The following is a 25,529-nucleotide window of genomic DNA, read 5'->3' as shown; positions in this document are numbered from 1 at the left end:
CGTGGATCGGATCGGGCTAAAGTAACGCCGGTTCCGGCCGTAAACTTGTACAGGAAACCATTGCGCACCCTGGTTGAGCGCAGCGGAGAATTGAAATGTCTATAGAGATCAAGAACATGTCGGTTGGTGATATCAACAAGGCCTCCCGTTCCTCCGTCGAGGGCACGCGCGACGCGAGTCCCGCCGACGACGGCGCCGCCAAGGCCGGCACGGGAACGGATCGGACCGGAAATCCCGGCGATTCCGTGACCCTGACCCAGGGGGGCAAGCAGTTGGCCCAACTCGATGCCGCCGGCGGCAACCAGCCGCCCGTCGATGCCCAGCGCGTGCAGAGCATCAAGCAGTCCGTCCAGGACGGCAGTTACACCATCGATCATGCCAAGGTGGCCGACAAGCTGCTGGGCATGGAGGCGGCCCACAAACGTTGAGCCAGGCCATGTCACCCCAGCACTGGCGCGAGCTCGAGTCCCTGATCGCCGGAGAACTGGCGCGGGCCCGCGAACTGCATGACCTGCTGGTCGAGGAGGCCGGTGCGCTGGCCCGTCTGCAGCACGAGCGGCTGCTCGAGCTGGTGGCGGCCAAGCAGACCGTGGTCGAGGCGTTCGAGGCCTTGGCCCGGCGCCGCCATGACCTGATGCGCCGCGCCGGTTGGGACGCGGATGCCGCCGCGCTGAAGCGCCTGATGCAGGATTCCGCCGCACCGCCCTCCCTGGTGCGGTGCTTCGATCAGCTGGTCGAGACCACGTCGGTCTGCGCCGACCTGAACACCCGCAACGCCCGGCTCAATCAGAATGGCGAGGCCCAGCTGCTGCGCCTGTTGCGCGTCTTGCGCGGACAGCCGGCGGAACCCGACACCTACGCCCCCGCCCAAGGCGACAGCCCGACCGGACACACCCTCGCCAAGGCCTGACGTCGTTCAGCGGCGCCGGTACACCAGTCCCTGGGGCAGGCGGACCAGCTCCAGCAGATCGGTGATCCGGTTTGCCGTTTCCGATGCCCCCAGAATCAGATAACCGCCCGGATTGAGCGCCTGGGCCAGCCGGCGCAGGACGTCCTCCTTCACTTCGGGGGCGAAGTAGATCAGGACGTTACGGCAGAAGATCAGGTCGAACGGACCCAACACCGCAAAGCTGTTCAACAGGTTGAACTGGCGGAACGTCACCCGGTTGCGGATGTGCGCCTGCAGCTGCCACTGCTCCCCCTCGCGCTTGAAGTAGCGCGCCCGCATGTCATCGGTCAGCCCCCGGGCCGTGCTGAGCGCATCGAAACGCCCGATCTCCGCTTCGTTCAACACCTTCTGGGCCACGTCGGTGGCCAGGATATCGACCGTGGGCGCCGTTGCCATTCGCTGCAGGCGTTGGGTCTCGTCGATCGTCATGCTGATCGAGTAGGGTTCCTGCCCCGTGGAGCAGGCCGCCGACCAGATGCGCAGGCGATCGCGTTTGGAAAACAGCTCGGGCAGGATGTGGTCCTGCAGATTGACGAAGGGCGTCCGGTCCCGGAACCACGAGGTTTCGTTGGTCGTCATCGCCTCGATGGCGGCGTGGGCCAGCGCGCGGTCGGTGTTCAGTTCCCTGAGCAGTTGGGAAATGGACGGATAGCCGCGTTCCCTGGCGAGTCTGCTCAGCCGGCTGTTGACCAGATACTGCTTGTCCTGGCTGAGGACGATGCCGCAACTGCGCCGCAGAAAATCGCAAAAGGCGTCGTACTCGCTTTGACTGGGCGCCATCTCGGAGGATGTGTTCAATACGGTGTCCTGCCCGTCGGCTGCCGGCTCAATCGTCACGCGGCTGCTTGCGCAGCTGCTCGCGTTCCAGAAAGGTCACGCAGCGTTGCACCTGGCGCAGCAGTTCCGGTGCGAGATTCACGAAGGTGATCCCGATCAGGGTGCACCCGTATTTGGGGTGGGTGCTGATGTGCCGGATCTCGGTCTCGACCGTTATCGTGCCATGGTTGGGCAGTTCGATCCGGCAACGGGAAAGCCGGTCGCCGGGTTGCAGATCGATGGCCGTCGAGCCGGGCAGCATGACGGAAAAGCCGCCCGCCGACAGGTCGAACAAATCGCCTTCCGCCAGCACGGCATCCTGTTCGTCCCCGAGGCGGACGCCGGCGTCGAGCCCGAGGCCGACGCGGATACGAAAGGCCGAACGCCGCTGTTGATAGTGCAGCTCGTCCGGAAAGGGCAGCCAGAAGAAACTGGCGCCGTCTTCCTCGCCGTGTTCGGCAACGTGGGTCTGCAGCCCGAACCGGGTGCCGTGGCACTGTCCCCGCAGCACCAGGGGATCGCCGGGCGTCAGCAGGTCGTTCCCGTCACGGGGCATGAGTTCATCCAGCATCAGGCGGTTTTTCCGGGTATCGACTTTGAGAATGGCCGTGGTGAAGGCCTGGGGATGGTCATGCAGCCGGGCCGATACCAGGTTGCAGCGGGTTTCCATCTTTTTGAGAAATTCGGCTATCTGCCGGGGCGAGGTGATTTTCTCGTAATCGTCCTGCTCGTCCCCCGGTATGTCTTCGAAATGCATCAATGCGGCTCGTCGGTGCGCAGGGCGTTGGTGGATGGTGACTGACGCGTTTGCTCGTAGCGGCGCGGGAAACCAGTATCAACCCAGTCGGCAGCAGTTCCTGCCGGCCGACTTGGCATTATATAAGGCGGTATCGGCACGTTGGAACAGGCTGCCGGCTCCGTCGTCGGGCTGGAGCTGGGTGAGGCCGATGCTGACCCTGGGGGAGACGTCGACGTTCCCCTCGATTTTGCAGTTCAGTCCCGCGATCGTCGTACGGATGCGTTCGGCGATCTGCAGTGCGTCCGCCGCCGCCGTGTTGCTCAGCACGATGGTGAATTCCTCCCCGCCATAGCGGAAGATCAGATCCGTCTCGCGCAGCGTCTCGCGCAGTGCGTGGGCGACGCATATGATGACGCGGTCGCCGTTGAGATGCCCGTGGGTATCGTTGAGCCGCTTGAAATGATCGATGTCGATAATGAGCAGGCACATGTGCTGTTCATGCCGATGGCACAGGTTGATCTCCCGCTCGATCTCCACCGCCATGTCGAAACGGTTGCGCAGACCGGTCAGCGGATCCTTGAAGGCTGATTCCACGGCCAGTCGATACTGTATGGCGTTGCGCAGCGGGTAGAACAGCAGGGATATCCTCTCCTCGAGTTGCCGGACGTCGGCTTCGGCCATGCTCCGTGAATGAAACAGCCGGAGTTCGCCGAGGGCATGGCCTTCCATGGTCAGGGTATAGGCAAGCGAGTGCCGGTTGGTGTGTCCGCCGCGGCAACTGATTGCCGGCGTCTCGTTCATGTACACATGGCCGCTGACGGGGAACTCGGTCTGAATCAGCTCGACGAAACGCGCGATGATTTCTTCCACATCCAGGGTCGTATGCAGCTGCAGCATGACCTCATGCGGTGTAAGCCTGGGGCGCAGGGTGGGAAGGGCGCCGCCGGTCCGCTGGTTCCACACGCCCGCGCGTGTCGGATGTTCATTCATGATCGCATTCCATAAAGTGTCTGCCTGTCACTAAAGCAAACTTCATGCCCAGCATTGTTTTGCCAGGCAATTACATTTAAATCAATGGGTTATGAGGCTTTGGCGTTTTCGGGGCCGTACCGGCACGCCGGGGATTATTTTGTGCGATTTCCCCTGGCGCTGCGGCGCAGCGGGAGGGTGAGGTACTCAGGGCAGGGCGAGCAGGCAATTGGCTGATGTCTGGCCCGTGGTTTGTCCGCATGCCAGCAGGTCGGGCAGCGGAGTTGCGGCGTGGAAAGGGGGTATCCGCCGTTCGCTACGGCCGTTGTCGAACCGGGCCTGCACCGCGAACACGTCATTGGCCTGGGCGCTGACGTGAGACCGTGCGGGTTCATTGGCGGCCGCCGTGTTGACCACCCGGATGGTGATCTGCTGGGGGACGACGACCTTGAAATTCAGATGCGCGGCGGCCGCGGCATGTGTGCCGCTGAGACTGATACTCTGCGCATATGGTGCCGTAAAACTCAGTTGTTCGAGCAGTAGCGCGATGACTGTCAGCCAAAGCAGGCCGCGGTGCTTGTGGTGCAGTGGGGCCGGTCCGTTATGGCGGTTCCACCCACTCAGGTGCGTCGTATTTGCGTTCATGATCGCGCTCCCTGGATCTCTGTTAATTTCCCCGCATGTTCCGTGCCAGTGGGCGCCTTGTTTTTTAATATTATTTAAATCAATAGGTTATGAATTCGCTTTGTACCTTTACACGGATTTTTGACGCCAATAATCCGACGCTTGGCCTGTATTTGCCTGGAAAGCGTCAATTTTTTGCCGCCGACCGGGCCTGAACCGGACGGTTGCACGGGACTCTTCAGGGCAGGGCGAGCAGGCAGTCCGCCGCTTGTTGGGGGCGCGACCGCCGGCACGCCAGTAGATCCGGCAGGGGGGTGGCCGGCCGCGCGATGTCCGACCCGTGTTCGATGCGGTTGTCGCTGAGTCGGACCCGGATCGCGAAAACGTCATTGGCCTGGGCGCTGACCCGGGGCCGCCCGGACTCGTCACCGGTCGAGGCGTTGACTACCCGGATGGCGACCTGCTGGGGGATGACGATCTTGAAGCGGAGACGGGCGGATGCACTGGCGCCGCGTCCCTGGGCCAGATCTTCCTGGGCGGGGACGGGGGTTGCGGTTGTCAAAGCCAGGACCAGGACGGTAATCAGGCCCCAAAGCAGCCGGCGGGCGGTGTGGAGCGGGGTTTGCGGCCAGCGTTGGGATGGAATACCGGGGTTCATGCACGCTGTATCGGCGGCATGACGACGAACTTTAGCCCCTCGTGAGGGTATTGGGCGTTCGGTGGAGAGTGGCGGGCTTCAGGGCAGGGCGAGGAGGCAGTAGGCAGGTTTTCGCGTCGTGCCGCTGCGGCATTCCATCAGGTTGGGGTAAGGGGAGTTGGAAAAGGGGGGCATGGTATTCGACTGGCTTAGTGCGGTGCCGGGGAGTGTTTTGTGGACGGCATAGCGGTCGCGCACGTCCATGCGTACGTTAATGCCCGTGATGGAATGATTGTCGCTTTGTTGTTCGACCTGGAGGCGCAGCTGTTCGGGAATGACGATCTTGAAATTCAGATGCGCTGAGGCCGTCGCGTGCGACCCGCTGGCGCTGATATCCTCGGCGTATGGCGCCGTGAAACACAGCTGTTCCACCAGCACGGCTAACACGGCCAGCCAAAGCAGGCCGCGGTGTTTGTGGTGCAGCGGCGGCGGTTCATGGTTTTTCATTGCCATAAGTATGGATTAGCGGCAGGAATTCGCCAGACTTTAGCCCTTGGGCTGACCCGAGCTTTTCTGTCGAAATCCAGAAAAATCGCCTAACATCAAGGGATTGCAACGCGGTACCATCGGAGCGGCATGGACCGTCAAATAACAGATACGCGGAAGCCGGGGCGCCGCGACAACCGTTGGCTGAGTGCAATGGGGCTGTTGCTGGTCCTGTCGCTGGGGCCCGCGGCGGGAGCAGCGGAGGCCTTTGCGGTCACGCCCCAGCTTCTGTCACGGGTCGAGAAGCAGTACGGGGAATATGCCAAACGCCGGGTGGCGCGCTGGGGGGAAATATTGCGCACCGACCGGCAGCAGCCGGAATCGCGCAAGCTGGTCATCGTCAACAACTTCTTCAACCAGTTGCCGTTTCTGCCCGATCAGCGCCATTGGGGGCAGACCGATTACTGGGCGACGCCGCTCGAATTCCTCGAGACCGACGGGGGGGACTGCGAGGATTTCGCACTGGCCAAGTACTTCACCCTGCGCGAGCTGGGGGTGCCCGCCGAGCGCCTGCGCCTGACCTACGTCAAGTCACTTACGCTGGACCAGGCCCACATGGTCGTCACCTATTACAAGCGTCCGGGCGCCGAGCCGCTGGTGCTGGACAACCTGGACGGGCAGATCAAGCGCGCTTCGCTCAGGCCGGACCTGTTGCCCGTCTACAGCTTCAACGGCGAGGGGTTGTGGCTGGCCAAACAGCGCGGTCTGGGCCGGTTCGTCGGCAGCGCCAACCGTCTGAGTCTGTGGCAGGGCCTGAAACGCCGGATGCGTGCCGAAGGGCTGGAGCTGGCGCATTAAGCACGCATAAACGAAACGGGATAATTAAAGAGGAACAAACTGCATGACGCTATACCGGCAGCTGGTGATTGTGATCGTGACGCTGTTCCTGCTGATGTTCGTGGGGACGCTGTGGCTGAACTTTCAGAGTACCCGCACGTTTTTGACGGCGCAGCTCGAGTCGCATGCCCAGGACACCGCGACCTCGCTCGGCCTGTCTCTGTCCACCCACATGCAGCATCGCGACCTTGCCCTGATGACGTCCATGGTGGACGCGGTGTTCGACCGGGGCTACTACCAGGCCATCCGGATCGAGGACAACGAGGGCCATCCGCTGGTGTCGCGCAGTGCGCCGGTGGTGGTTCATGGCGTGCCGGGCTGGTTCGTGCATCTGGTGCATCTCAACGTACCCGACGCCTCGGCGTTGGTGATGTCCGGCTGGCATCAGGTGGGTACGGTGCACGTATGGAGTCATCCCGGTTATGCCTACGGCGAGTTGTGGCGGACCACGGTGGAAACGGGGGTCTGGTTCGGCAGCGTGGCCCTGGTCCTGCTGGTGATGGGCGGGGTGGCCCTGCGCGTCCTGCTGCGGCCGTTGAGGGCTGTCGAGCGCCAGGCAGAGCAGCTGGCTCAGCGGCATTACGAGACGCAGCACAAGCTGCCGCGCACCCGCGAATTGCGCCGGGTGGTGCAGGCGATGAATCGCCTGACGGGCAAAATACGCAGTCTGTTCGAAGAGGATGCGCGCACGGCGCGCCGCCTCCAGACCCTGTCGTACGAGGACCCGCTTACCGGCCTGGCCAACCGGCGGTTGTTCATGGACGAACTGCATATCCGTCTGGCACCGGATGCAGAACACGGCCGGGGCGGTCTGTTGCTGATCCAGCTGCAGGACCTCAAGGGCATTAACGACACCCAGGGGCTGCCTGCGGGCGACGCCCTGCTCAGGGAGTTGGCGGGCATTTTGAGCGAACGCACCGGTGAGGCCGATTATGCGACCCTGGCTCGGCTGGGTGGCGGCGATTTCGGGCTGCTGATGACCGGAGCGAGCCCGGAGGAACTGGATCAACTGGCCGCGGATATATGTACCGAGGCGATGGGGCTGGTGCCCTCGGGAAAGGGTATCAACATCGGGGTGGCCGCCTATGCCCCGGGACAGACGGCAGATGCCGTGCTCGCCGCCGCCGATGCCGCCCTGCGGGAGTCCGAGACGATCGGTCCGAACACCTGGCAGCGGGCCGGCGAAGCCCTGGAGGGCATGGTCGGCCACCGGGAGTGGGGCGAACGGCTGCGCCGCGTGCTGCAGAACCGGGAGCTGGTCCTGCATGCCCAGCCGGTCATTGCCAAAGAGGGCGGCATCCTGCACCAGGAGGTCCTGGTCCGGTATCGCGACCAGACCGACAGCCTCTGGCCGGCGGGGGTGTTCATGCCGCTGGCCGAGGAGCTGGGGCTGGCCCGCGAATTCGATCGCCTGATCGTCGAGCTGGCGTTGCAGCAGGCGGCGCAGGCAGCAGGCGGCCCGGCGCTGGCCATCAACCTGTCCGCCGGCTCGGTGCAGGATTCGGCCTTTGTCGAATGGCTGTTCTCTGAACTCGCCCGCTTGCCGCCCGCCTCGACGCGGCCCGTGTTCGAGTTTTCCGAGCAGCTTGCGATCGCCCATCTGACGCCTTTGCGCGCGCTGGTGTCGCGTCTGCGCGGGGCGGGGTTCGGCTACGGCTTCGACCACTTCGGCAGGGGGTTGGCCGATTTCGGTTATCTGCGTTCCCTACGACCGGATTACGTCAAGATCGATGCCGCTTTCGTAAGGGAACTGGTGCGCGACTCGGATCGCCAGTTCTTCGTGGGTACGTTGATCTCGGTTGCCCACAGCCTGGATATCCTGGCGATCGCGGAGGCGGTGGAAACCGATACGCAGCGCGAGGTGCTGGAGCAACTGCACATCGATGCCCTGCAGGGCTATTTGATGGGCAGGCCGAAGCCGCTGAACCAGCCCGCGCCTAAAGAATAAGGTCGTCCGGGTCGACGATGAGTTCGGACAGCGAGAGACGCGCCTGGCGCCGGGTGATCAGCTTTTGCCTGGCGGCCTCCGGCAGGTCGGTCATCATGATGACGCCTTTCTCGACGAGCACATCGATCAGGTCTTCGGTGACGCGTGCAAGGTCGGCGTCGGTGGCCTTGAGCAGGTCGTGAAGGGCCTGCCTGTTATCCTTATCGGTAAGGAACTCGGTAACCGCCGGTTCCTGCAATGAAACGGCCTCTGCCTGTTCGGATTGGGGGGTGTGGGAGAGGGAGGTGATATTGCCCTGCTCGTCGCGTTCCGCGTACAGCATGTGCGAATCCTTCGGTTTCGTGACCTTGGTCACATAGAATCTTAGTCCTTGGACAAATAATATATGTATAAATGGATACGTGATAGATCAGATGCCTAGCTCCTCTTCAGCCACATCATCAGAGCACGCTTGGCATCTGCACGAGGCGGCCGTGCAGTACGACGATCCGTTGTTGTTCTGCCTCGTGCTGCTGACCAAGACCTACGACGTCCCGACCTCTGCGGACGCGTTGCGGGCGGGTCTGCCGCTGGTTGAAAACCGTCTCACCCCCGAACTCTTCGTGCGTTCCGCGGCACGCGTCGGGTTGTCCGCGCAAATCGTCAAACGGCCACTGCGCAAGATCTCCAGTCTGGTGCTGCCCGCCGTGCTGTTGCTGAAGGACGAACAGGCCTGTGTGCTCAGCGAGATCAATCCGATGTCCGGGCATGCGGTGATCATCGAGCCGGAGACCGGCATCGGGGAACAGAAGGTCTCCCTGGCGCGGCTGGAGCACGAGTACCTGGGCTACGCCGTTTTCGTCAAACCCGAACATCACTTCGACCAGCGCGCCCCCGACGTGCTGGCGCCGCCCACCCGCCACTGGTTCTGGGGCACCCTGGCCCGTTCCTGGCGCATCTACCGCGACGTGCTGGTGGCCTCCTTTCTTATCAACCTGTTCGCCCTGGCCAGCCCCTTGTTCCTGATGAACGTGTACGACCGGGTGGTGCCCAACAACGCGGTCGAAACCCTGTGGGTGCTGGTGATCGGGGTCAGTCTGGTCTATGGCTTCGACCTGCTCATGCGCGGCTTGCGCAGCTATTTCATCGATGTGGCGGGTAAGAAGGCGGACGTCGCCCTGTCGGCCATGATCTTCGAAAAGGTAATGGGTATTCGCATGGAGGCGCGGCCCGTTTCGGTGGGGGCGTTCGCCAACAACCTTTCCGAGTTCGAGAGTGTGCGCAACTTCATCACTTCCGGCACGGTCGCGATTCTGGTGGACCTGCCGTTCACCCTGCTGTTTCTGGCCGTCATCGCCGCCATCAGCCTGAAGGTGGTGCTTATACCGTTGGCCGGCATTCCGATCATCGTCGTTTACGGCCTGATGGTGCAGGCGCCGTTGCGCGATGCGGTGGACAAGTCCTTCCGCGCGGCCGCCTTGAAGAATGCCACGCTGGTTGAGAGCCTGATCGGTATGGAGGTCGTCAAGACCCTGGGCGCCGAGGGTATTCTGCAGCGCCGCTGGGAGCAGGCCGTGGGCTTCATCTCGCGCTGGGGCGCGCGGGCGCGGCTGTTGACCAATTCGGTGGCGAATGCGGCGATCTTCGTGCAGCAACTGGCCACGGTCGGCGTGGTGGCGGCCAGCGTGTATCTGATCGCCGACGCGCAGATGAGCATGGGCGGCCTGATCGCCGTGGTGATCCTTACCAGCCGGGCCATGGCGCCGATGGGGCAGGTCGTGAATCTGGCCGCGCATTATCACCAGGCCAAGGCGGCGCTGAAGACACTGAACAGCATCATGAACATGCCGGTGGAGCGTGCGGCGGGGCAGTCGTTCGTGAGCCGTCCCCGCCTGGACGGCGCCATCGAGTTCGACGAGGTTGCCTTCTCCTATCCCGGCCAGTCGACCCAGGCGCTCAGAAAGATCTCGTTCAAGGTCAAACCGGGGGAGCACGTCGGCATTATCGGACGTACCGGTTCCGGCAAGACCACCATCGAAAAACTCGTACTCGGTCTTTACTCGCCCACTGGCGGTGCCGTGCGTATCGACGGCGTCGACGTGCGCCAGCTCGATCCCGCGGAACTGCGCCGTAACATCGGCTATGTGCCGCAGGACCCCATGCTGTTCTATGGCACGGTGCGTGAAAACATCCTGTTCGGTTCGCCGTACGTCGACGACCGCAGCATGATCCGCGCCGCCGAAAATGCCGGGGTTTCCGAATTCGTCGACCGGCATCCGCTGGGCTACGACATGCCACTGGGGGAGCGCGGCGAAGGCCTGTCGGGCGGTCAGCGGCAAAGCATGATGATTGCCCGGGCGCTGCTGCATGATCCGCCGGTGATGCTCATGGACGAACCCAGCAATTCCATGGACAACGGCACGGAATTCCAGCTCAAGCAGCGGCTGGCTGAACTGATCAAGGGCAAGACCTTTTTGCTGGTCACTCACCGGGCATCGCTGCTTGGCCTGGTCGACCGCCTGCTGGTGGTCGACAACGGCATGATCGTCGCCGACGGCCCCAAAGACGAGGTGCTGAATTTGCTGAAGGAAGGACGGGTCCGTGCAGAAACCAGTTGACCCCACATTGCCGGGCGATGACGGCCAGACCGGCAACCAGGACCAGGCCGCCGGAAAGAAGCGCGAGGCGCAGCGCCCGCCGTCGGGCGGCGTGCCGCAGGACAATGCGTCACAGCACCGGCGTGAGCTGTTCATGGAAGAAGACCTGGACTTCGTGACCGACACGCGTCGTGCCTATCTGCAGCAAAGTCCGCGCGGTGGTCATTACCTTCTTTGGGCCGTGGCGCTGTTCCTGGTCGTGGGCCTGGTCTGGGCCAGCCTTGCCCAGCTCGACGAGGTGACGCGTGGGCCGGGCAAGGTCATCCCTTCGCGTCAACTGCAGGTGGTCCAGAATCTCGAGGGCGGGATCGTGGACAAGATCCTGGTCAAGGAGGGCGAGGTCGTCAACGCGGGGCAGCCGCTGCTGCGCATCGACGATACCCTGTCGTCCTCCAGCCTGCGCGAAAACCGCATTCACTACTTGTCGCACAAGGTCGCGGCGGCACGCCTGCGGGCGGAGGCGGACGGCAAGCCGTTCGTTCCACCCGAGGATGTCATGCGCGAAGCGCCCCAACTGGTCGAGCAGGCGCTCGAACTGTATCAATCGGAAATGAAACAGCTGGACGCCAATCTCGAAATCCTGCGTCGCCAGGCGGATCAGCGCGAACAGGAGTTGGCCGAACTGAAGTCCAAACGGGACCAACTGGTCCGCAGCTACGGTCTGCTGCTCAGGGAACTGGACATGACCAAGCCGCTGATCAAGGACGGCGCGGTATCCGAGGTCGAGGTACTGCGCCTGGAGCGCGAGGTCAACGAACTCAAGGGCGAGCTTGACGCCACCAAGTTACAGCTGCCACGGGCGGGATCGAAGCTGGAGGAGGCCCGCAAGAAGGTCGACGAGGAAGTGCTCAATTTCCGCAACAAGGCGCGCAGCGAACTCAACGAAACCATGACCGAATTGTCCCGGCTGTCGGAGTCGAACGTCGCTCTGGCCGACCGGGTCAGCCGCACCACGGTGCGCGCGCCGATCCGCGGCACGGTCAAGCGCATCATGGTCAACACGGTCGGCGGGGTCATTCAGCCGGGCATGGACCTGATGGAGATCGTGCCGCTGGAGGACAAACTGCTGGTCGAGGCGCGCATCAAGCCCGCCGATATCGCCTTTATCCATCCCGGCCAGGAGGCCACGGTGAAATTCAGTGCCTACGATTTCGCAATCTATGGCGGCATCAAGGGCAAGGTCGAGCATATCAGTGCCGACACCATCGCCGACGCACAGGGACATGCCTATTATCTGGTACGCCTGGAGACTGCCCATAACCACCTGGGCTCGGAAGCAAAACCCTTGCCGATTATTCCCGGTATGACCTGTACCGTGGACATCATTACCGGCAAGAAGAGTGTGCTGGAGTATTTGTTAAAACCGGTGTTAAGGGCCAAAGAGTATGCCTTCAGAGAAAGGTAATCATTATCTGGACGAAGTCCTTTTGTGCAGTGCCAACGAACAGGTTCGCGCCCGCTGGCTGGAGGCGCTGGACGATGGTCTGAGGTCGCTGGCATGCGGGTCGTTTGCGGCATTGCGGACGTGGTTAGGCGAACGCGAAAACCTGCTCGTGCTCCTGCATATGCAGCTCCCGGACCTGGGTGGCGCGGAGGGGATTGTGCGCTTGCGTGAGGCCCACCCCGGCCTGCCCGTGCTGGTGTTCGCCGATCATCCCAACAATCAGGAAGGGCTGTACCTGCTCAAACACGGCGTCAACGGTTACTTCAATACCTACCTGTCACCGCCTTTGCTGAGGCGTGCAATGGGGTTGGCCGGGTCGGGGCAGGTGCTGGTCAGCAGCGAGTTGATGAAGGCGCTGTTGGATCAATTGCAGACGTACGCGCCGGAGCGCATGGACGAAAGCATTCAGCGCATGCTCGCCAGGCTCACGGACCGGGAATACGAAATCGTCAAAAAGATCTGCGAAGGCAAAAGCAACAAGCGGATCGCCATCAGCCTGAATATCAGCGAACGAACCGTCAAGGCGCACCTCAGCTCCATTTTCCGCAAGACAGGGATACCGGACCGGTTGCAGCTGGCCATGCGTTTTAATGGCCAGTGTGTGTGACAGCATGATTAATCTTGACTTAAGTCAAGATTAATCATGACTTAAATCAACAAACCGTCCCCCCTAAGGCTTACCTGTACTTCCGTACGATACCGACTCTACGGGCGCGGCTCATACTTAATACGAAAGAAGTTATAGAGCCTCGACGGATGAGCAAGTCATCCGTTATTGAATGGGGGAGTCAGCCATGGCTGCATACGTCAAAATCGGCAAAGCGGTACCAATTGGTATCGTGGCTGCCATTACAGGTTATGTGCTGCTGCAGGGGACAGACGGCCTCAAGCGGCTGTTGCATCTGGGGGAATCGGTCAATTCAGATGACGTCGTCAAAACCGGGGATGACGGAAGCGTCACGCTCGGCTTCGCGGACGGCAGTCACCTGACCATCGGTCCGAACGCCGAAGCGGTGCTCGACAACCAGGTTTTCGACCCCGGCATGCTTGCGGGCGAAGGTGGCGTAGTGACCGACCTGGCCGCATTGCAGGCAGCGATTCTGGCAGGTATGGACCCGACCACCTCTTTTGAAGCGGCCGGCGCCGGCGAGGAAAGCGGCGGCGGACGCAGTTTCGTGCGCGTGGACCGGGTCGGTGGTGAGACCACACCCGACAGCGGTTTCGAGACCCACCAGGCGGCGCAAGGCGATGTGACCGGCGGTGCCGAGCAGATCGCCGATTCGGCGCAGGCTGGCCTGGGCATGTTCAACAGCGCGGCCGAAAACGTACCGGTCATCTCCATCGCCGATGTGACGATCAGGGAGCCCTGGCCCGCCCCGAAACACGGCAGCGGAAGCGAAGGTCATGAAGGTGGCGACCACGGTGAGGAACATGGTGAATCCGAGGTGGTCGCCGTCAGCGCGGCGGGTAGCGACTCGCATGGCGGGGAAGGTGGCAGCGACTCGCATGGTGAGGAGGGCGGCAGTGATTCGCACGGCGAAGAAGGCGGTAGCGATTCGCACGGCGAGGAAGGCGGCAGCCACTGGACCTGGGAGGCCCACAGCCAGCATGGCGAGCATCCCACGGGTGAAGCGGTCGCCGTATTCACGGTCACGCTGAGCGCACCTTCCCTGCTGCCGGTCACGGTGCACTTCACGACTGCTGACGGTACCGCCATTGCGGGCGGCAGCGGCGTGGACGAAGCGGACTACGGTCAGACCTCCGGCACTCTGGTGATTCCGGCCGGTGAGACCAGCGCGACCATTGAGGTCGTGGTCTACGGCGACCGGGTGGTCGAGGGCGACGAAAACTTCTACGTCCAGCTCTCCGACCCGAGCTACGCCGACCTGGGTGACGGCACGGGCGTCGGCACGATCTTGGACAGCGGGCATGGCGAAGGCCAGCACGGTGGGCACCAGGAGTTCGTGGGCACGCCCGGTGACGATTACATCGACGCCGGCGGTGGGCCGGATACGATCTACGGCCAGGGCGGCGACGACCATCTGGTCGGCCGCGGCGGTCCCGACACCATCTACGGCGACGAGGGCAACGACATCCTCGAAGGCTACGGTGGCCCCGACGAGCTGCACGGCGGCGAGGGTAACGACATTCTCGCCGGCTTCGGCTCGCCCGACAGCATGTACGGCGATGCCGGCGACGACATGATGGATGGCGGCGGCGGACCCGATCACATGGAGGGCGGTACCGGCAACGACTATATGGTTGGCGGCGGCGGTCCGGACACCATGCTGGGCGGCGAGGGCAACGACATCCTTTACGGTGACGGTGGCCCGGATTACATGGATGGCGGCAGCGGTAACGACCAGCTCTTCGGCGGCGGCGGTCCGGACACCTTGATAGGTGGTGCGGGTGACGACGTCCTCAAGGGCGGCGGCGGTGCCGACATCCTTGTCGGTGGCGAAGGCGAGGACATCCTCTTCGGCGGCGGCGCCAACGATGTCTTCAAATACCTGACCATGGACGAGGCGCAGGACACCATCATGGACTTCAAGCCGGGCCAGGGCGACAAGCTGGATATCAGCGAAGTGCTCGACGGCGCGGGTATCGATCCCGGTGCCGTGGCGTTGGCTGACTATCTGCAGGTCGATGTAAGCGGCGATAACGTTTACCAGGTCTCTCTCAACACGGGTGACGGATTCCAGCCGCTGGTCACGCTGCAGATGTCCGGCGAGGGCGGCACCGAGGCAATCGACCAGATCATGAACAGCATCGTTACGGGGAACATCGCGTGATGGATCGTCGATGGTTCCGTAAATCACTCACATAAAAACATAGGAAGCGGTGAAATGGGCACACAACAAAAACTGATGGCTGCGGTCCTGGCGGGTTTGACGGCCTTCGCTCCGGTTGCCGGAGCGACCACACTCCAGGAGGCGGTAAGACAAGCGCTCAACACCAACCCCGAGGTACAGGCGAGCAGAAATGAACGGCTGGCCCGTGGACAGGAGCTGCGGCAGGCCAGGGCCGGGTATTACCCCAGCGTTGACCTGACGGCGGGCATCGGTCAGGAAAACACCGATTCCCCCTTCACCCGCGCTGCGGGTGAAACAGGTTATCGCAGCCTGACACGCCGCGAAGCCGAATTGACCGCCCGCGAAAATCTCTTCGCGGGTTTTGCAACGGTCAACGAGTCTAAGCGGCAAAAGGCGCGTGTGAACGCCGCCGACTTTACCGTCATGGATACCTCGCAGCGGGTGGCGCTCAGTTCCATTCGCGCCTACCTGGACGTGTTGCGCAGCGAAGAGCAGGTACGGCTCGCCAAGGCCTATCTGGCGGCACACCAGCGTACCTATGACCAGGTGCGCAGACGCAGCGAGTCGGGTCTGGCGCGAACGGCGGATTTCGAGCAGGTGCAGGGGCGGTTGGCACTCGCCCGCACGACTTTGATCAACGCGCAGCGCGATCTCGCGGATGCGCGTTCCAATTATATGCGCGTGGTGGGCGAGATGCCGCGGGATCCCATGGCTGTTCCGGCCACAGTGGCCGCGAACATGCCCGCCGGTCTGTCGACCGCGGAGGCCATGGCGCTCAAGGATCATCCCACCCTGCAGGCGGCCGAGGCGGATGTCGCGGCGGCCAAGGCGCAGATGAAAGCAGCCGGCAACACTTTCTATCCGCATATCGATGCGGTGGCGAGTCAAAGCTGGGGGCGTGACCTGAATGGCCTGAAAGGCCTGGATCAGCGTCAGTCACTGATGCTCGAAGGTAATTACAACCTGTTTAACGGCGGCGCCGACTCGGCCCGCTACAAGGAGTATCAATACCGCCTGAAACAGGCCGAGGACGTCCGGGATAATACCCGCCGTCAGGTCCTGGAAGGCGTCCGCTTGTCCTGGAGTGCCTACGAGGCGACCACCAGTCAGCTTCAGTATCTCAAGGCACATGAGGACGCCAGCCGTCAGGCGCGTGATGCCTACATCAAGCAGTGGCGTGTTGGAAGACGCACGCTGCTGGATGTGCTGGACACCGAAAAAGAGTTCTACGAGGCGTCCAAGGCATACACGAATGCCAGGTACGACCGTGTTTATGCGCAGTATCGGGTGCTCGCGGGTATGGGTGCCCTGCTCGGCGATATGGGAATCAGCCGGGCGCAACAGACCACTCCAGACGACAAGGGATAGTCGCCACGGGGCTGATCCAGTCGCCCGGTGAAATCGTTGAACGGCGGCCGATGGCCACCGAAACGAACGAATAATAAAGGAAGGTTTGAAATGCGCATCCAAAAAGAAATCTTAGGGGCTGTGATGCTCGGGGCGGCACTCGTAGTGCCGATGCCCGCGCCCGCAGAAACAGTTCAACAGGCCGTGCGACAGGCACTGGCCACCAACCCACAGATGCAGGCCTCGATCAGCGAGCGCTACGCAAGGGCACAGCAGCTTCGCCAGGCACGCGCCGGATATTATCCGGACGTCAATGTGTATGGTGATTGGGGGTGGGAAAACAGCGACAACCCGTTTACCCAGGCGGAAGGCAACAACGGCTATGTGGGGCTGACCCGTAAGGAGGCCTCGATCAGCCTGCGCGAAAACCTGTTCAACGGGCGCACCACGACAAATGAGGTCGCGCGCGAACGTGCACGGGTGAACGCAGCCGCCTATCAGGTGCAGCAGCAGGCGGAATCGGTAGCCTTGCAGTCGGTCGAGGCCTACCTGGATGTCCGTCGCCAGCGTGAACTGCTGTCGCTGTCACAGCAATTCCTCAAGACACATGAAGAAATTTACCAACGCATCCGTCGTCGTGTCGCCTCCGGGCTGAGCAATCAGGGCGACCTGGCGCAGGCCAGCGGACGGTTGGCGCTGGCCAACAGCAACGTGGTGGCGGCAGAGGCCAACCTGCGCGATGCGGTCAACCGCTATCGCAGCGTGGTCGGCGGGTCGCCGGACGAGGCACTGGAATTGCCAGCGCTGGGTCCGGATGCACTGCCGAACTCGCTTGATGAAGCGGTACAACTGACCGTCTCCGGTAATCCCGATCTGAAGTCGGCACAGGCCGAGGTAGCCGCCGCATTGGCGGAGCAGCGTGCAAGGCGGGGGAATTTCTATCCCAACATCGATTTCGTCGCATCGCAGGATTGGGGCGAAAACCTCTACGGCCTCAAGGGTGTCGACAAGGGTTATCGCGCCATGCTCAACCTGCGGTACAACCTGTTCAACGGTGGGGCGGACGACGCGGCGGCGCGCGCGCAGGCCTATCGCGCCAATGCGGCGCGTGACCACAGCGATAACGTTTATCGTGAAATCGTCAGAATCACGCGCGTCGACTGGCAGGGCTATCAGGCGGCGAGTTCGCAGCTCGATGATCTGCGGCAGCACCGCGACGCCGCAGCCAGGACACGGGATGCCTACGTGAGCCAGTTCCGCCTCGGGCGGCGCAGCCTGCTGGATATGCTGAACGGCGAGAACGAGCTGTTCGAGGCCTCGCGGGATTACATCAACGGCCAGTACCGCCGGCTGGTTAACGGTTACCGCCTGCTGGCGGACAACGGTCAGCTGCTTGCTTCCATCGGTCAGCCCATGCCAGGCGCGGCCGCCTGTGCGGATGGCGCCAGTTGCTTCGGCCCGGCCTATGCAAATCAGGCCCAGGCACTGGTATTGGCGCAGGAGCGGGGGCGTGAGTTCCGCGCCTCGCAGTACCGGGTTGGATCGTTCGTGCTGCATCCCGAACTGGCCATGACCGAGATGTACGACGACAACATCTATGCTACGCCGGATAACACGACGTCCGATACGGCAACGCTGATCCGGGCCAACGTGGACCTGAAGTCCGACTGGTCAAGGCACATGCTTAACTTCGGCGCCGGCGGCATAGCCACGCGCTATGGCACCTACGATTCGGAAAACACCGGCGATTACTGGGGCGAAGCGAACGGTCGATTCGACTTCACCAACAGCTTTAACGTCTTCGGTGGCGTGACCCGCAGTCACCTGCATGAGGACCGGACATCGCCGGACTACACCTATCTTGTCAACATTCCGGTCAGCCCCATTGTTTACGATCAGACCCGCAGTAACCTGGGCGCGAATTGGAAGTTCGGCAACGCCAGCCTGCGTGTGGCGGGTTCGCTCACGGAGCTCGATTTCAAGAGTGTCGCCACCACGACCGGCGGCGTGATCAACAACGACGATCGGGATCGCGACGTGGCGGGATACGGTGCGCGCCTGACCCTGAATACCGGCGGGCGTTATCAACCCTTCGTGCAGGGTACCTACGACCAGCGCCATTACGTCAACCGCCCGGACGACTACGGTTACGACCGCAATTCGTCCGGTTATCGGGCGGTAGCGGGCATGAACGTAAGGCAGGGTGCCTTGCATGGCAGTCTCTACCTGGGCGGCCTGTCACAGAAGTTCGACGACAGCCGATTCAAGGACGTAAACGATCTGGACTACGGCATGCGCATGAGCTGGAAACCCCGGGGTGGATCGGCATTCACGCTGGCGGTGAGGCGCTCGCTGGAAGAAACCATTCTGCCGGGTTCGTCCAGCTATCTGTACACACGGATCAGCGGTTCCGCGGATATCCGAGTCGCACCGGCCTGGACGCTTAAGGTGGATGGTTCGAATGGGCTGGGTGAGTACCAGGACATCGTGCGCACCGATAAGGTCAACAGCTTTGGTCTGGGTGTGAACTATGCCTTTGACCGGCACATGAGCCTGGAGGGCGGCGTGCAGCACATTCAACGCACCTCCGATGAACCGTTGGACAATTACCAGATCAACCGGGTCCTGGCGCGTATCAGCGCAAAACTCTGAGCCTGTGGGTAACCACGGTAGTGCCGGATGCAGAGGCTGAACGAAACAACCTGATTAACCGGAGATTAAGCCAAATTAAATCATGACTTAAATCAAGTGTGCGGTCTCCTCGGAGGGACACCTGTACCGAAGTACGATGGCCGCTGGCTTGGTGAAGCCCATACTACTTATGAAAGAAATTTATTGGATTAACGGCGCAGGTGGAAGCCGTTAAGAAACAACAAAATGAGGAGGAAGCGTGATCGATGTAGAAATTGAAAAGGCGGGCCGCACGCCAACAAGCGGACGGAGCCACGCGCAGAAGGCGCGGGCCGAAACGAAAAAGTGAAACGCGCCTTCTGCGCGTAGCGAGTTAGGCAAGAGAGGCTACGCATGACGGGATGGGGATAACTGATACCCGTCATGCAAAATCGGGGAAACCCGGAAGGAGCACGGCAATGAAAACGCGGAATGCGACATTCAAGACTCGCTTACCGTGGGTTGCGAAGGCTGCAGTGGTGGCGTTATTCGCGGCACCGCTGGTGGTCGGTCACGTATCAGGGATCGACTTCAGTCTGATCTCGACGGTTCAGGCGGCAGAGAGCAGCGGTCATGGCTACATGGGTGGCCGGAACGCTGATCAGGGTGGCCAGCAGGGTCAGAAAGGCGGACATGAAGCCACAACGAGTCCGAGCAGCGACGTCGGTACGGTCCTCGAAGAAGATGAGGGCGAGGAAGGCGAAGGCGGCAAGGGCGCAATGGGCGGTTCGCGTCATGACCAGGGCCAATATGACAATAACAAGATGCAGGGCGGCGGTTCAGGCGGCCCCGGTGAAGACAGCGACGCCAAAGGTCCGCGCTATTCCGGCGGACAGGGTGACGCCGAGCACGGCGGTAAACCTGCCTGGGCTCAGGAAGGCATTCCCGAGGTTGAACTCGGACGCCTGAATGTGGCGCGTGCTCCGTCCAAGGTGATGGATCGTTCCTTGGCTGAGGCGCTTGCCGCCCTGGCTGCGAGCCCCGAGCTGTACCAGCTCGATAATCTGCAGGCGGTGAATGAGGCGATCCTGGCCGATACGTACGTCCGTATCGACTCGCCGCTCGAAAACCTGGCCCTGTATAAGGACCTGTTGGCGGACGGCCAGATCGTCCTGCCGGACGGCACGGTCTTCACCACCTCGCTGAGCACCAAGGATCTGCTCGCGATCTTCCTGGGCGGCGCATCCGACAAGACGGTTGAGATTACCTCGCAGACTGTCGAGGCGATCGATACCATCCTGGATGTGAGTCTGCCGAGCGGCGTCACGGAAGAATCGCTGGCCCAGGCGGCGGACAGCGTCCGCGAAGCGATCCTCGAAGAGCATGGGGAGTGAGGTCGGCTAAGAGGTAATGAATACCTCAAGCACTGGCGGGCCCTTCGGGGCCCGCTTTTTTTGTGTGGGTATTTTTGTGCATATATCACGTCATGCTTTTCTGGCCTAGCTCATGATGGTTGTAAAAAATACCTGTTACGCCATGATATCTATAGGATTTCAATAGGCTATACTTGCGGCGTAGGACTCGATGGGAAGGGGTCGGCTTGTCGGAAAGCTGACGGCCCGCACCGGTGTCGATAACAACAATACGCGACGCCTGGTTGGAGGATGAATGACGGATCATAAGTTACTCGATGGCGCATTGTGCGCCGCCCTGCAGTTGATTGACGAAGCAGTCATTGCTTTGGATGACGGCTTGTGCATCAGTTATGTGAATCCCGCCTTCGAAAAGTTGTTTGGTTATCCCGCTCGGGGCATTTTAGGCAACCATGTGTCGATGCTTTGGCCCGAAAGCGAGCTGGAGGTCGCCCAGACAATCAGATCCTCCCTGCAGCGTGACGGCGCCTGGTATGGCGAAACACTGCGTCGTCACCAGAACGGGGACCTGGTGCCGGTCAAAATTAACGCTGCGCGTTTTACCGGGCACGATGAAGACCCCGCCGTGTACGTTGCCTCCCTTATAGACCTTCGGACGAGTGACCAGGAGAGAAAACGTACCAAGACCTTTTTGCAGGTCATTGAGGATTTGTCCACCAAACTGGATTCCGAGTCGCTGTACGACAAGGCCATGCAAACGGCGATCGAACTGACGGGGTGTGATGTGGGCGCATTAGCACTGGTCGAGCCTGATCAGCGTAATGTTAGATACCGTTGGGTGCACGGATTGTCCAAGGAAAAAAAGGCCCACATGGAAGAGCTTAAGGTATCAGTCGAAAGCGGTGCGGGCGGGATGGCCATGCGGATGGGGAATACCCAAATTATCGATGACTATGCTGCATTCGAGCTTGCCGTTCCTTCCTTTGTCAAAGACGGCATTCGGAGTCTGGTGGCGGTTCCCATCCCGGTAGGAAACGAGATGCGCGGTGCCATGATTGTCGCATCATTGGGTGAGGTAAAACCTTTTGACCGTACTCATCAGCCTCTCGTCGAGGCGATTGCGCGGCAGATCGGTATGGCGTTGCATCGGCAACGCTTGATGTATGACGTACGGGAATCCGGAACCTATCTAAAAGAACTGGTCGATTCCACGCCTGGGCTGATCGTTCGTATGACCCCGAGCGGGGAGCTGTTGTTCATCAACCAATATATTAAGACGCTTACGGGATATGATCCCCATGAAGTGATCGGCCATAACGTTTGGGAGCTGTTTTACCGGGATCAAAGCATCGATCAGGTGCTGAAGATAAAGCGTTTGATATCGAAAGGTGATATTCACGACTATGCCATGGACCTGAAGGCGCGCAGTGGCGTTACATACACGCTGAGTCTGAGCTCCTTTAACCGATACGATGAGAATGGAAAGCTTGTCGAGATTCGTGGCATCGGCGTGGACATAACGGATCGTATTCGATCGGAAACCGCATTGCGCGAGCGCGAAGAGCTGATCTCCAACCTGATCGAGAACATTCCTTTTGCCGTTTTCTGGAAGGATCGTGATTCGGTGATCTGGGGCTGCAATAAAAAGTTTGCGCAACAAATGGGATTGGAAGCCAGTCAGGATATCGTGGGCAAGACGGATTTTGATCTGGAGCTTGATCCCGCCGTCAACGAACGCCACCGGTTGGAGGATATGGAGATCATGGAGTCCGGGGAGCCCCGGCTCGATATGGAGGAGGTGCTGACCGATTCGGATGGAGGTCAACACGTCGCTTTAATCAGCAAGGTTCCTCTGCGGGATGATTACGGCATCGTGATCGGCCTGTTGGTGATTTTTGCCGATATCACGGAACGAAAAAAGGTTGAGGAATCGGTTCGCCGCATGAACAGGTCCTTGCTGGCTATCAGTCGGTGCAACCAGACGCTGATACATGCCGCCGACGAACAAGGTCTCCTGGACGAGATTTGCCGCCTCATTGTGGACGAAGCGAGCTACAAAATGGCCTGGGTCGGATATGCGGAAGAGGACCCCAAAAAGCCGATCCGCATCGTTTCATATGCAGGTGCCGGCTCAGGTTATATCGACAATATCACCGTCAGTTGGGATGCGGCATCGCCGTACGGGAACGGCCCGGCCGGCAAGGTTGTCCGGGATGGGGAACTGATCGCTTTATCGAATATTGCCATTGAGCCTACCTTTCAACCTTGGCGCGATATGGCCTTGGCGAACGGATTCAATTCTCTGCTGGTGTTGCCACTGAAACGTGATGAGAAAACATTCGGGGTATTGGCTATTTATTCGGCGCAGACCGATGCGTTCGATGCCGAGGAAATCACACTGCTGCAGGAATTGGCGGACGACCTGGCTTATGGCATAAGAAGTCTGCGAACCCGTGCGGAGCGTGAGATTGCCAATGCACGCAGACACGAAAGCGAACGCGCCCTGCAGGACTCCCTGGTGCAAACCATTCAGGCTATCGCGATGACGGTCGAGAAGCGCGATCCCTATACGGCCGGGCATCAGCAGCGTGTGTCCGAACTCGTCGCCCGAATAGGGGCGGACATGGGGCTTGATCAATCAAAGATCGATGGCTTGCGCCTGGGAGCGATGATTCATGACATCGGCAAGATTTATATCCCCTCCGAAATCCTCAATCGGCCGGGGCGTCTTACACAGGCGGAATTCGATCTGATCAAGTCGCATCCCGATGTCGGTTACGACATCATCAAGGATGTGAAATTTCCCTGGCCGGTGGCCGCCATGATCCGGGAGCATCATGAGCGCCTGGACGGTTCCGGGTACCCGGACGGTCTGACCGGCGATCAGATCACGCTCGAAGCCCGTATTCTGGCGGTGGCCGACGTGATCGAGGCGATCACCTCGCATCGCCCCTACCGGCCCGGCCTGGGTCTGGCGATGGCCCGGGATGAAATCACCAAAAACCGCGGCACCAAATACGACGCCCGGGTCGTCGATTCGGCCCTGAAGGTTCTGGATGAGGGCTATATCCCCGAGCAGTCGTCCGTAGAGTCCATGATGTAGGGTCCCTAAAGGCGTGGCCCGCCACGCCGGTTTTTCACGCGTTTGAGCAATGTCTGGCTTTCCACGCTGAGCACGTGCTCGCGCGAGAAGATTTCCCTGCGCACGAATTCGTGCAGTCGCTCGTAGGTGTCGGTCAGCGCATGCACGTGCAGGCTTTTCATATCGCTCATGATGTACAGGCTGGCAATCTCCGGCTGGTCGGCCAGCTCCTCCGCAAACTGCTCAATGCCCTGCGGGGCCACCTTGATATCCAGATAGGTGGATACCGTCTTGCCCAGCTTTTCCGGATTGATGACGGCCGTGAACTGTTCGATCACGCCTTCATCCTGAAGAATCTGTACACGGTCGCGCACGTGCGCCCGGGTGACACCCAGCCGCCGGGCGATCTCCGCGAACGACATGCGGCCATGCTTGATCAATAGGCTGACGATTTCTGTATCGAGTTTGTTCATGGTGCTGTTCAGTGTGCTACGACGTCTAAATTGCACCGTCACGGTGCGTTGGCGCCCCATTAGGGCGCGGTGATTGACAAAATCCGTCCTGGATACCGCTTCAGATGGCGTTTGCACGCGGTATCCGCTCTTCCTGCTTACAAGTGTCTGCAATCAGCATGCCTACCTTACAAGCGGTTGCGTGTGCGCCGATCCGTGCCTTGTGTTGGTGCGCTGGGCGCGGCTTCATGTGATCGGGTGAAAATATATAAAAATCATTAAAAACATATAGATATATGTGTTTTTGTTGGTTGGCATGCCCGTTGCTAATGCAAGCGCAGGGGGATGCGTTTGTAAATTCAGACGCGGCCTTCATCCGATTGATTACCGATACTTGCAGGAGTTAATTCATGGCTATGAAGCGACGCGACTTTCTTAAGGCAGGGGCTCTGGCCGGCACCCTGATGGCTCCGGCCATCGTGAAGGCCGATTCCAAAAAGACCTTCAAATTCAAAATGACCAGCGTCTATCCGCAGGGCGCGCCGTTTTATACGACGGGACCGGGCAGCGCCACGGACTTCTGTAAGCGCGTCGAGGCCATGTCCGATGGGCGAATCAAGATCAAGTTCTATGCCGCCAAGGAATTGATTCCGCCGCTGGCCGGTTTCGATGCGGTGCGCGAAGGCACCGTCGACATGAACTGGGGCAACTCCTATTTCTGGGCGGGCAAGTCGTTTGCCGCGCAGTACTTTGCGGCCGTGCCTTTCGGCATGGATGTCATGGCGATGAATTCGTGGCTGTATCACGGCGGCGGCCAGGCGCTGTGGGACGAGGTCTATGCGCCTTTCGGGCTCAAGGCGCTGCCGGTCGGCAATACCGGCATGCAGATGACCGGCTGGTTCCGCAAGCCGATCGAATCCGTGGCCGATTTCAAGGGCCTGCGCATGCGCATCCCCGGCCTGGCAGGCAAGGTATACGAACAGCTGGGCGTGAGCGTGAAGCTGCTGCCCGGTGGCGAAATCTTCCCGGCCCTGCAGCGTGGCGTCATCGACGCGGCGGAATTCGTCGGTCCTTACCTGGATCGTCAGCTGGGACTGCAGAACGCCGCCAAGTACTACTACACCCCGGGCTGGCACGAGCCGACCACCGTCAGCGAACTGCTCATCGGCAAGAAGGCCTGGGATTCCCTGCCCAAGGACCTGCAGGCCGTGGTCGAAAATGCGGCGGCAGCCTGTAATGAACTCAGTTTCTCCTGGTGTAACGCGAATAACGCCGAAGCCCTGCAGGATCTGGTCGACAACCAAGGCGTCAAGCTGAAGCACCTCTCGCCGGCGATCATCAAGCGCCTGCGCGAGGTCACCTTCGACACCCTGGCGACCTTGTCCAGCAAGGACCCCATGGCGAAAAAGGTCAACGACCAGTACTTCGCGTTCAAAAAGCGGGCGGACAACTGGCTGAACGTGAGTGAGGCCGTTGTTCTGAATCAGAACCTTTGAGGAAAGGTGCAATGGCTTCTATCGGTGAATCCGTGCGAGCCTCGTTGACAGACAGTACGACCGGCCAATCGGCCGGTCGTACTCGTCGGGCGGTCGAGATTGTGGATGCTTGGGGTTACAAGGTCGATAAGGCTATAGAGTGGTTGGGCCGGCTGAGTGCCTGGTCGACCGTGTTACTGGTTGCGCTGGTGGCCTTCGATGTGGGTGCCCG

Annotated in this window: 22 protein-coding genes; 14 read left to right on the top strand and 8 right to left on the bottom strand. The window is 60.9% G+C overall.

All coding sequences use genetic code 11. The features are described 5' to 3' along the window. Nucleotides 1-95: 95 nt before the first annotated feature. Nucleotides 96-428: a flagellar biosynthesis anti-sigma factor FlgM gene (gene flgM, locus P8Y64_03235; protein ID MEJ2059491.1), complete on the top strand. Its 333-nt coding sequence runs from the start codon at nucleotides 96-98 to the stop codon at nucleotides 426-428. Between the two features lie 8 nt (nucleotides 429-436). Then, nucleotides 437-910 (top strand): flagellar protein FlgN, encoded by a 474-nt coding sequence (locus tag P8Y64_03230; GenBank protein MEJ2059490.1) that lies wholly within the window; start codon nucleotides 437-439, stop codon nucleotides 908-910. Between the two features lie 6 nt (nucleotides 911-916). On the opposite strand, the gene P8Y64_03225 is transcribed toward P8Y64_03230, so the two are convergent. The 6 genes from P8Y64_03225 to P8Y64_03200 all read right to left on the bottom strand — a co-directional run bounded on the left by P8Y64_03225 (nucleotide 917) and on the right by P8Y64_03200 (nucleotide 5,241). Beyond that, nucleotides 917-1,747 carry a protein-glutamate O-methyltransferase CheR gene (locus P8Y64_03225; protein ID MEJ2059489.1) on the bottom strand — a complete coding sequence of 277 codons (831 nt, stop codon included), beginning with the start codon at nucleotides 1,745-1,747 and terminating at the stop codon, nucleotides 917-919. A gap of 28 nt (nucleotides 1,748-1,775) precedes the next feature. Continuing rightward, nucleotides 1,776-2,522 (bottom strand): flagellar brake protein, encoded by a 747-nt coding sequence (locus tag P8Y64_03220; GenBank protein MEJ2059488.1) that lies wholly within the window; start codon nucleotides 2,520-2,522, stop codon nucleotides 1,776-1,778. Between the two features lie 78 nt (nucleotides 2,523-2,600). Then, nucleotides 2,601-3,494: a GGDEF domain-containing protein gene (locus P8Y64_03215; protein ID MEJ2059487.1), complete on the bottom strand. Its 894-nt coding sequence runs from the start codon at nucleotides 3,492-3,494 to the stop codon at nucleotides 2,601-2,603. A gap of 186 nt (nucleotides 3,495-3,680) precedes the next feature. Continuing rightward, nucleotides 3,681-4,118, bottom strand: a complete 438-nt coding sequence (locus tag P8Y64_03210) for a hypothetical protein (protein ID MEJ2059486.1) — start codon at nucleotides 4,116-4,118, stop codon at nucleotides 3,681-3,683. A gap of 217 nt (nucleotides 4,119-4,335) precedes the next feature. Further along, entirely contained in the window at nucleotides 4,336-4,659 is a 324-nt protein-coding gene (locus P8Y64_03205; protein ID MEJ2059485.1) for a hypothetical protein, read from the bottom strand. Between the two features lie 174 nt (nucleotides 4,660-4,833). Then, nucleotides 4,834-5,241, bottom strand: coding sequence for a hypothetical protein (locus P8Y64_03200; GenBank protein MEJ2059484.1), 408 nt, complete (start codon nucleotides 5,239-5,241; stop codon nucleotides 4,834-4,836). A gap of 192 nt (nucleotides 5,242-5,433) precedes the next feature. Here P8Y64_03200 and P8Y64_03195 point away from each other — a divergent pair, with 192 nt between their 5' ends. After that, nucleotides 5,434-6,078 (top strand): transglutaminase-like cysteine peptidase, encoded by a 645-nt coding sequence (locus P8Y64_03195; GenBank protein ID MEJ2059483.1) that lies wholly within the window; start codon nucleotides 5,434-5,436, stop codon nucleotides 6,076-6,078. A 43-nt stretch (nucleotides 6,079-6,121) separates the two neighbouring features. After that, on the top strand, nucleotides 6,122-8,065 hold the full coding sequence (locus P8Y64_03190; GenBank protein ID MEJ2059482.1) for an EAL domain-containing protein: 1,944 nt from the start codon (nucleotides 6,122-6,124) through the stop codon (nucleotides 8,063-8,065). Here P8Y64_03190 and P8Y64_03185 read toward each other — a convergent pair. Then, entirely contained in the window at nucleotides 8,055-8,387 is a 333-nt protein-coding gene (locus P8Y64_03185) for a hypothetical protein (GenBank protein MEJ2059481.1), read from the bottom strand. The genes P8Y64_03190 and P8Y64_03185 overlap by 11 nt on opposite strands. A 91-nt stretch (nucleotides 8,388-8,478) precedes the next feature. Between P8Y64_03185 and P8Y64_03180 the strand changes: the two genes are divergently transcribed. The 8 genes from P8Y64_03180 to P8Y64_03145 all read left to right on the top strand — a co-directional run bounded on the left by P8Y64_03180 (nucleotide 8,479) and on the right by P8Y64_03145 (nucleotide 23,391). Further along, a complete protein-coding gene (locus P8Y64_03180; GenBank protein ID MEJ2059480.1) occupies nucleotides 8,479-10,662 on the top strand; it encodes a type I secretion system permease/ATPase in 2,184 nt (727 codons plus the stop codon). Beyond that, a complete protein-coding gene (locus P8Y64_03175; GenBank protein ID MEJ2059479.1) occupies nucleotides 10,646-12,106 on the top strand; it encodes an HlyD family type I secretion periplasmic adaptor subunit in 1,461 nt (486 codons plus the stop codon). The genes P8Y64_03180 and P8Y64_03175 overlap by 17 nt, the downstream gene beginning before the upstream one ends. Further along, the gene (locus P8Y64_03170; protein ID MEJ2059478.1) at nucleotides 12,087-12,752 is read left to right on the top strand and encodes a response regulator transcription factor; all 666 of its coding nucleotides are present in this window, start codon (nucleotides 12,087-12,089) and stop codon (nucleotides 12,750-12,752) included. Before P8Y64_03175 ends, P8Y64_03170 begins: the two co-directional genes overlap by 20 nt. A 232-nt stretch (nucleotides 12,753-12,984) precedes the next feature. Beyond that, nucleotides 12,985-14,937: a retention module-containing protein gene (locus P8Y64_03165; GenBank protein MEJ2059477.1), complete on the top strand. Its 1,953-nt coding sequence runs from the start codon at nucleotides 12,985-12,987 to the stop codon at nucleotides 14,935-14,937. A gap of 54 nt (nucleotides 14,938-14,991) precedes the next feature. Then, nucleotides 14,992-16,326, top strand: coding sequence for a TolC family outer membrane protein (locus P8Y64_03160; GenBank protein MEJ2059476.1), 1,335 nt, complete (start codon nucleotides 14,992-14,994; stop codon nucleotides 16,324-16,326). 150 nt (nucleotides 16,327-16,476) lie between these two features. Further along, nucleotides 16,477-18,957: a TolC family outer membrane protein gene (locus P8Y64_03155; GenBank protein ID MEJ2059475.1), complete on the top strand. Its 2,481-nt coding sequence runs from the start codon at nucleotides 16,477-16,479 to the stop codon at nucleotides 18,955-18,957. Between the two features lie 437 nt (nucleotides 18,958-19,394). Continuing rightward, the gene (locus P8Y64_03150; protein MEJ2059474.1) at nucleotides 19,395-20,309 is read left to right on the top strand and encodes a hypothetical protein; all 915 of its coding nucleotides are present in this window, start codon (nucleotides 19,395-19,397) and stop codon (nucleotides 20,307-20,309) included. A 274-nt stretch (nucleotides 20,310-20,583) separates the two neighbouring features. Continuing rightward, nucleotides 20,584-23,391: a PAS domain S-box protein gene (locus tag P8Y64_03145; GenBank protein MEJ2059473.1), complete on the top strand. Its 2,808-nt coding sequence runs from the start codon at nucleotides 20,584-20,586 to the stop codon at nucleotides 23,389-23,391. A 5-nt stretch (nucleotides 23,392-23,396) separates the two neighbouring features. On the opposite strand, the gene P8Y64_03140 is transcribed toward P8Y64_03145, so the two are convergent. Then, nucleotides 23,397-23,843, bottom strand: a complete 447-nt coding sequence (locus P8Y64_03140) for an Lrp/AsnC family transcriptional regulator (GenBank protein ID MEJ2059472.1) — start codon at nucleotides 23,841-23,843, stop codon at nucleotides 23,397-23,399. A gap of 389 nt (nucleotides 23,844-24,232) precedes the next feature. Between P8Y64_03140 and P8Y64_03135 the strand changes: the two genes are divergently transcribed. Together P8Y64_03135 and P8Y64_03130 are read left to right on the top strand one after the other, a co-directional pair. After that, complete coding sequence (locus P8Y64_03135) at nucleotides 24,233-25,318, top strand: TRAP transporter substrate-binding protein (GenBank protein MEJ2059471.1); 1,086 nt, start codon at nucleotides 24,233-24,235, stop codon at nucleotides 25,316-25,318. Nucleotides 25,319-25,329: 11 nt separating this feature from the next. Next, nucleotides 25,330-25,529: hypothetical protein (locus P8Y64_03130; GenBank protein ID MEJ2059470.1), on the top strand; the 200-nt coding region annotated here is incomplete at its 3' end.

The organism is Gammaproteobacteria bacterium (genome assembly GCA_037388465.1).
Classification (GTDB): Bacteria; Pseudomonadota; Gammaproteobacteria; order SpSt-1174; family SpSt-1174; genus JARRKE01.
Note: the sequence above shows the minus strand (reverse complement) of the source record. Positions and strands in the feature narration are given on the sequence as shown.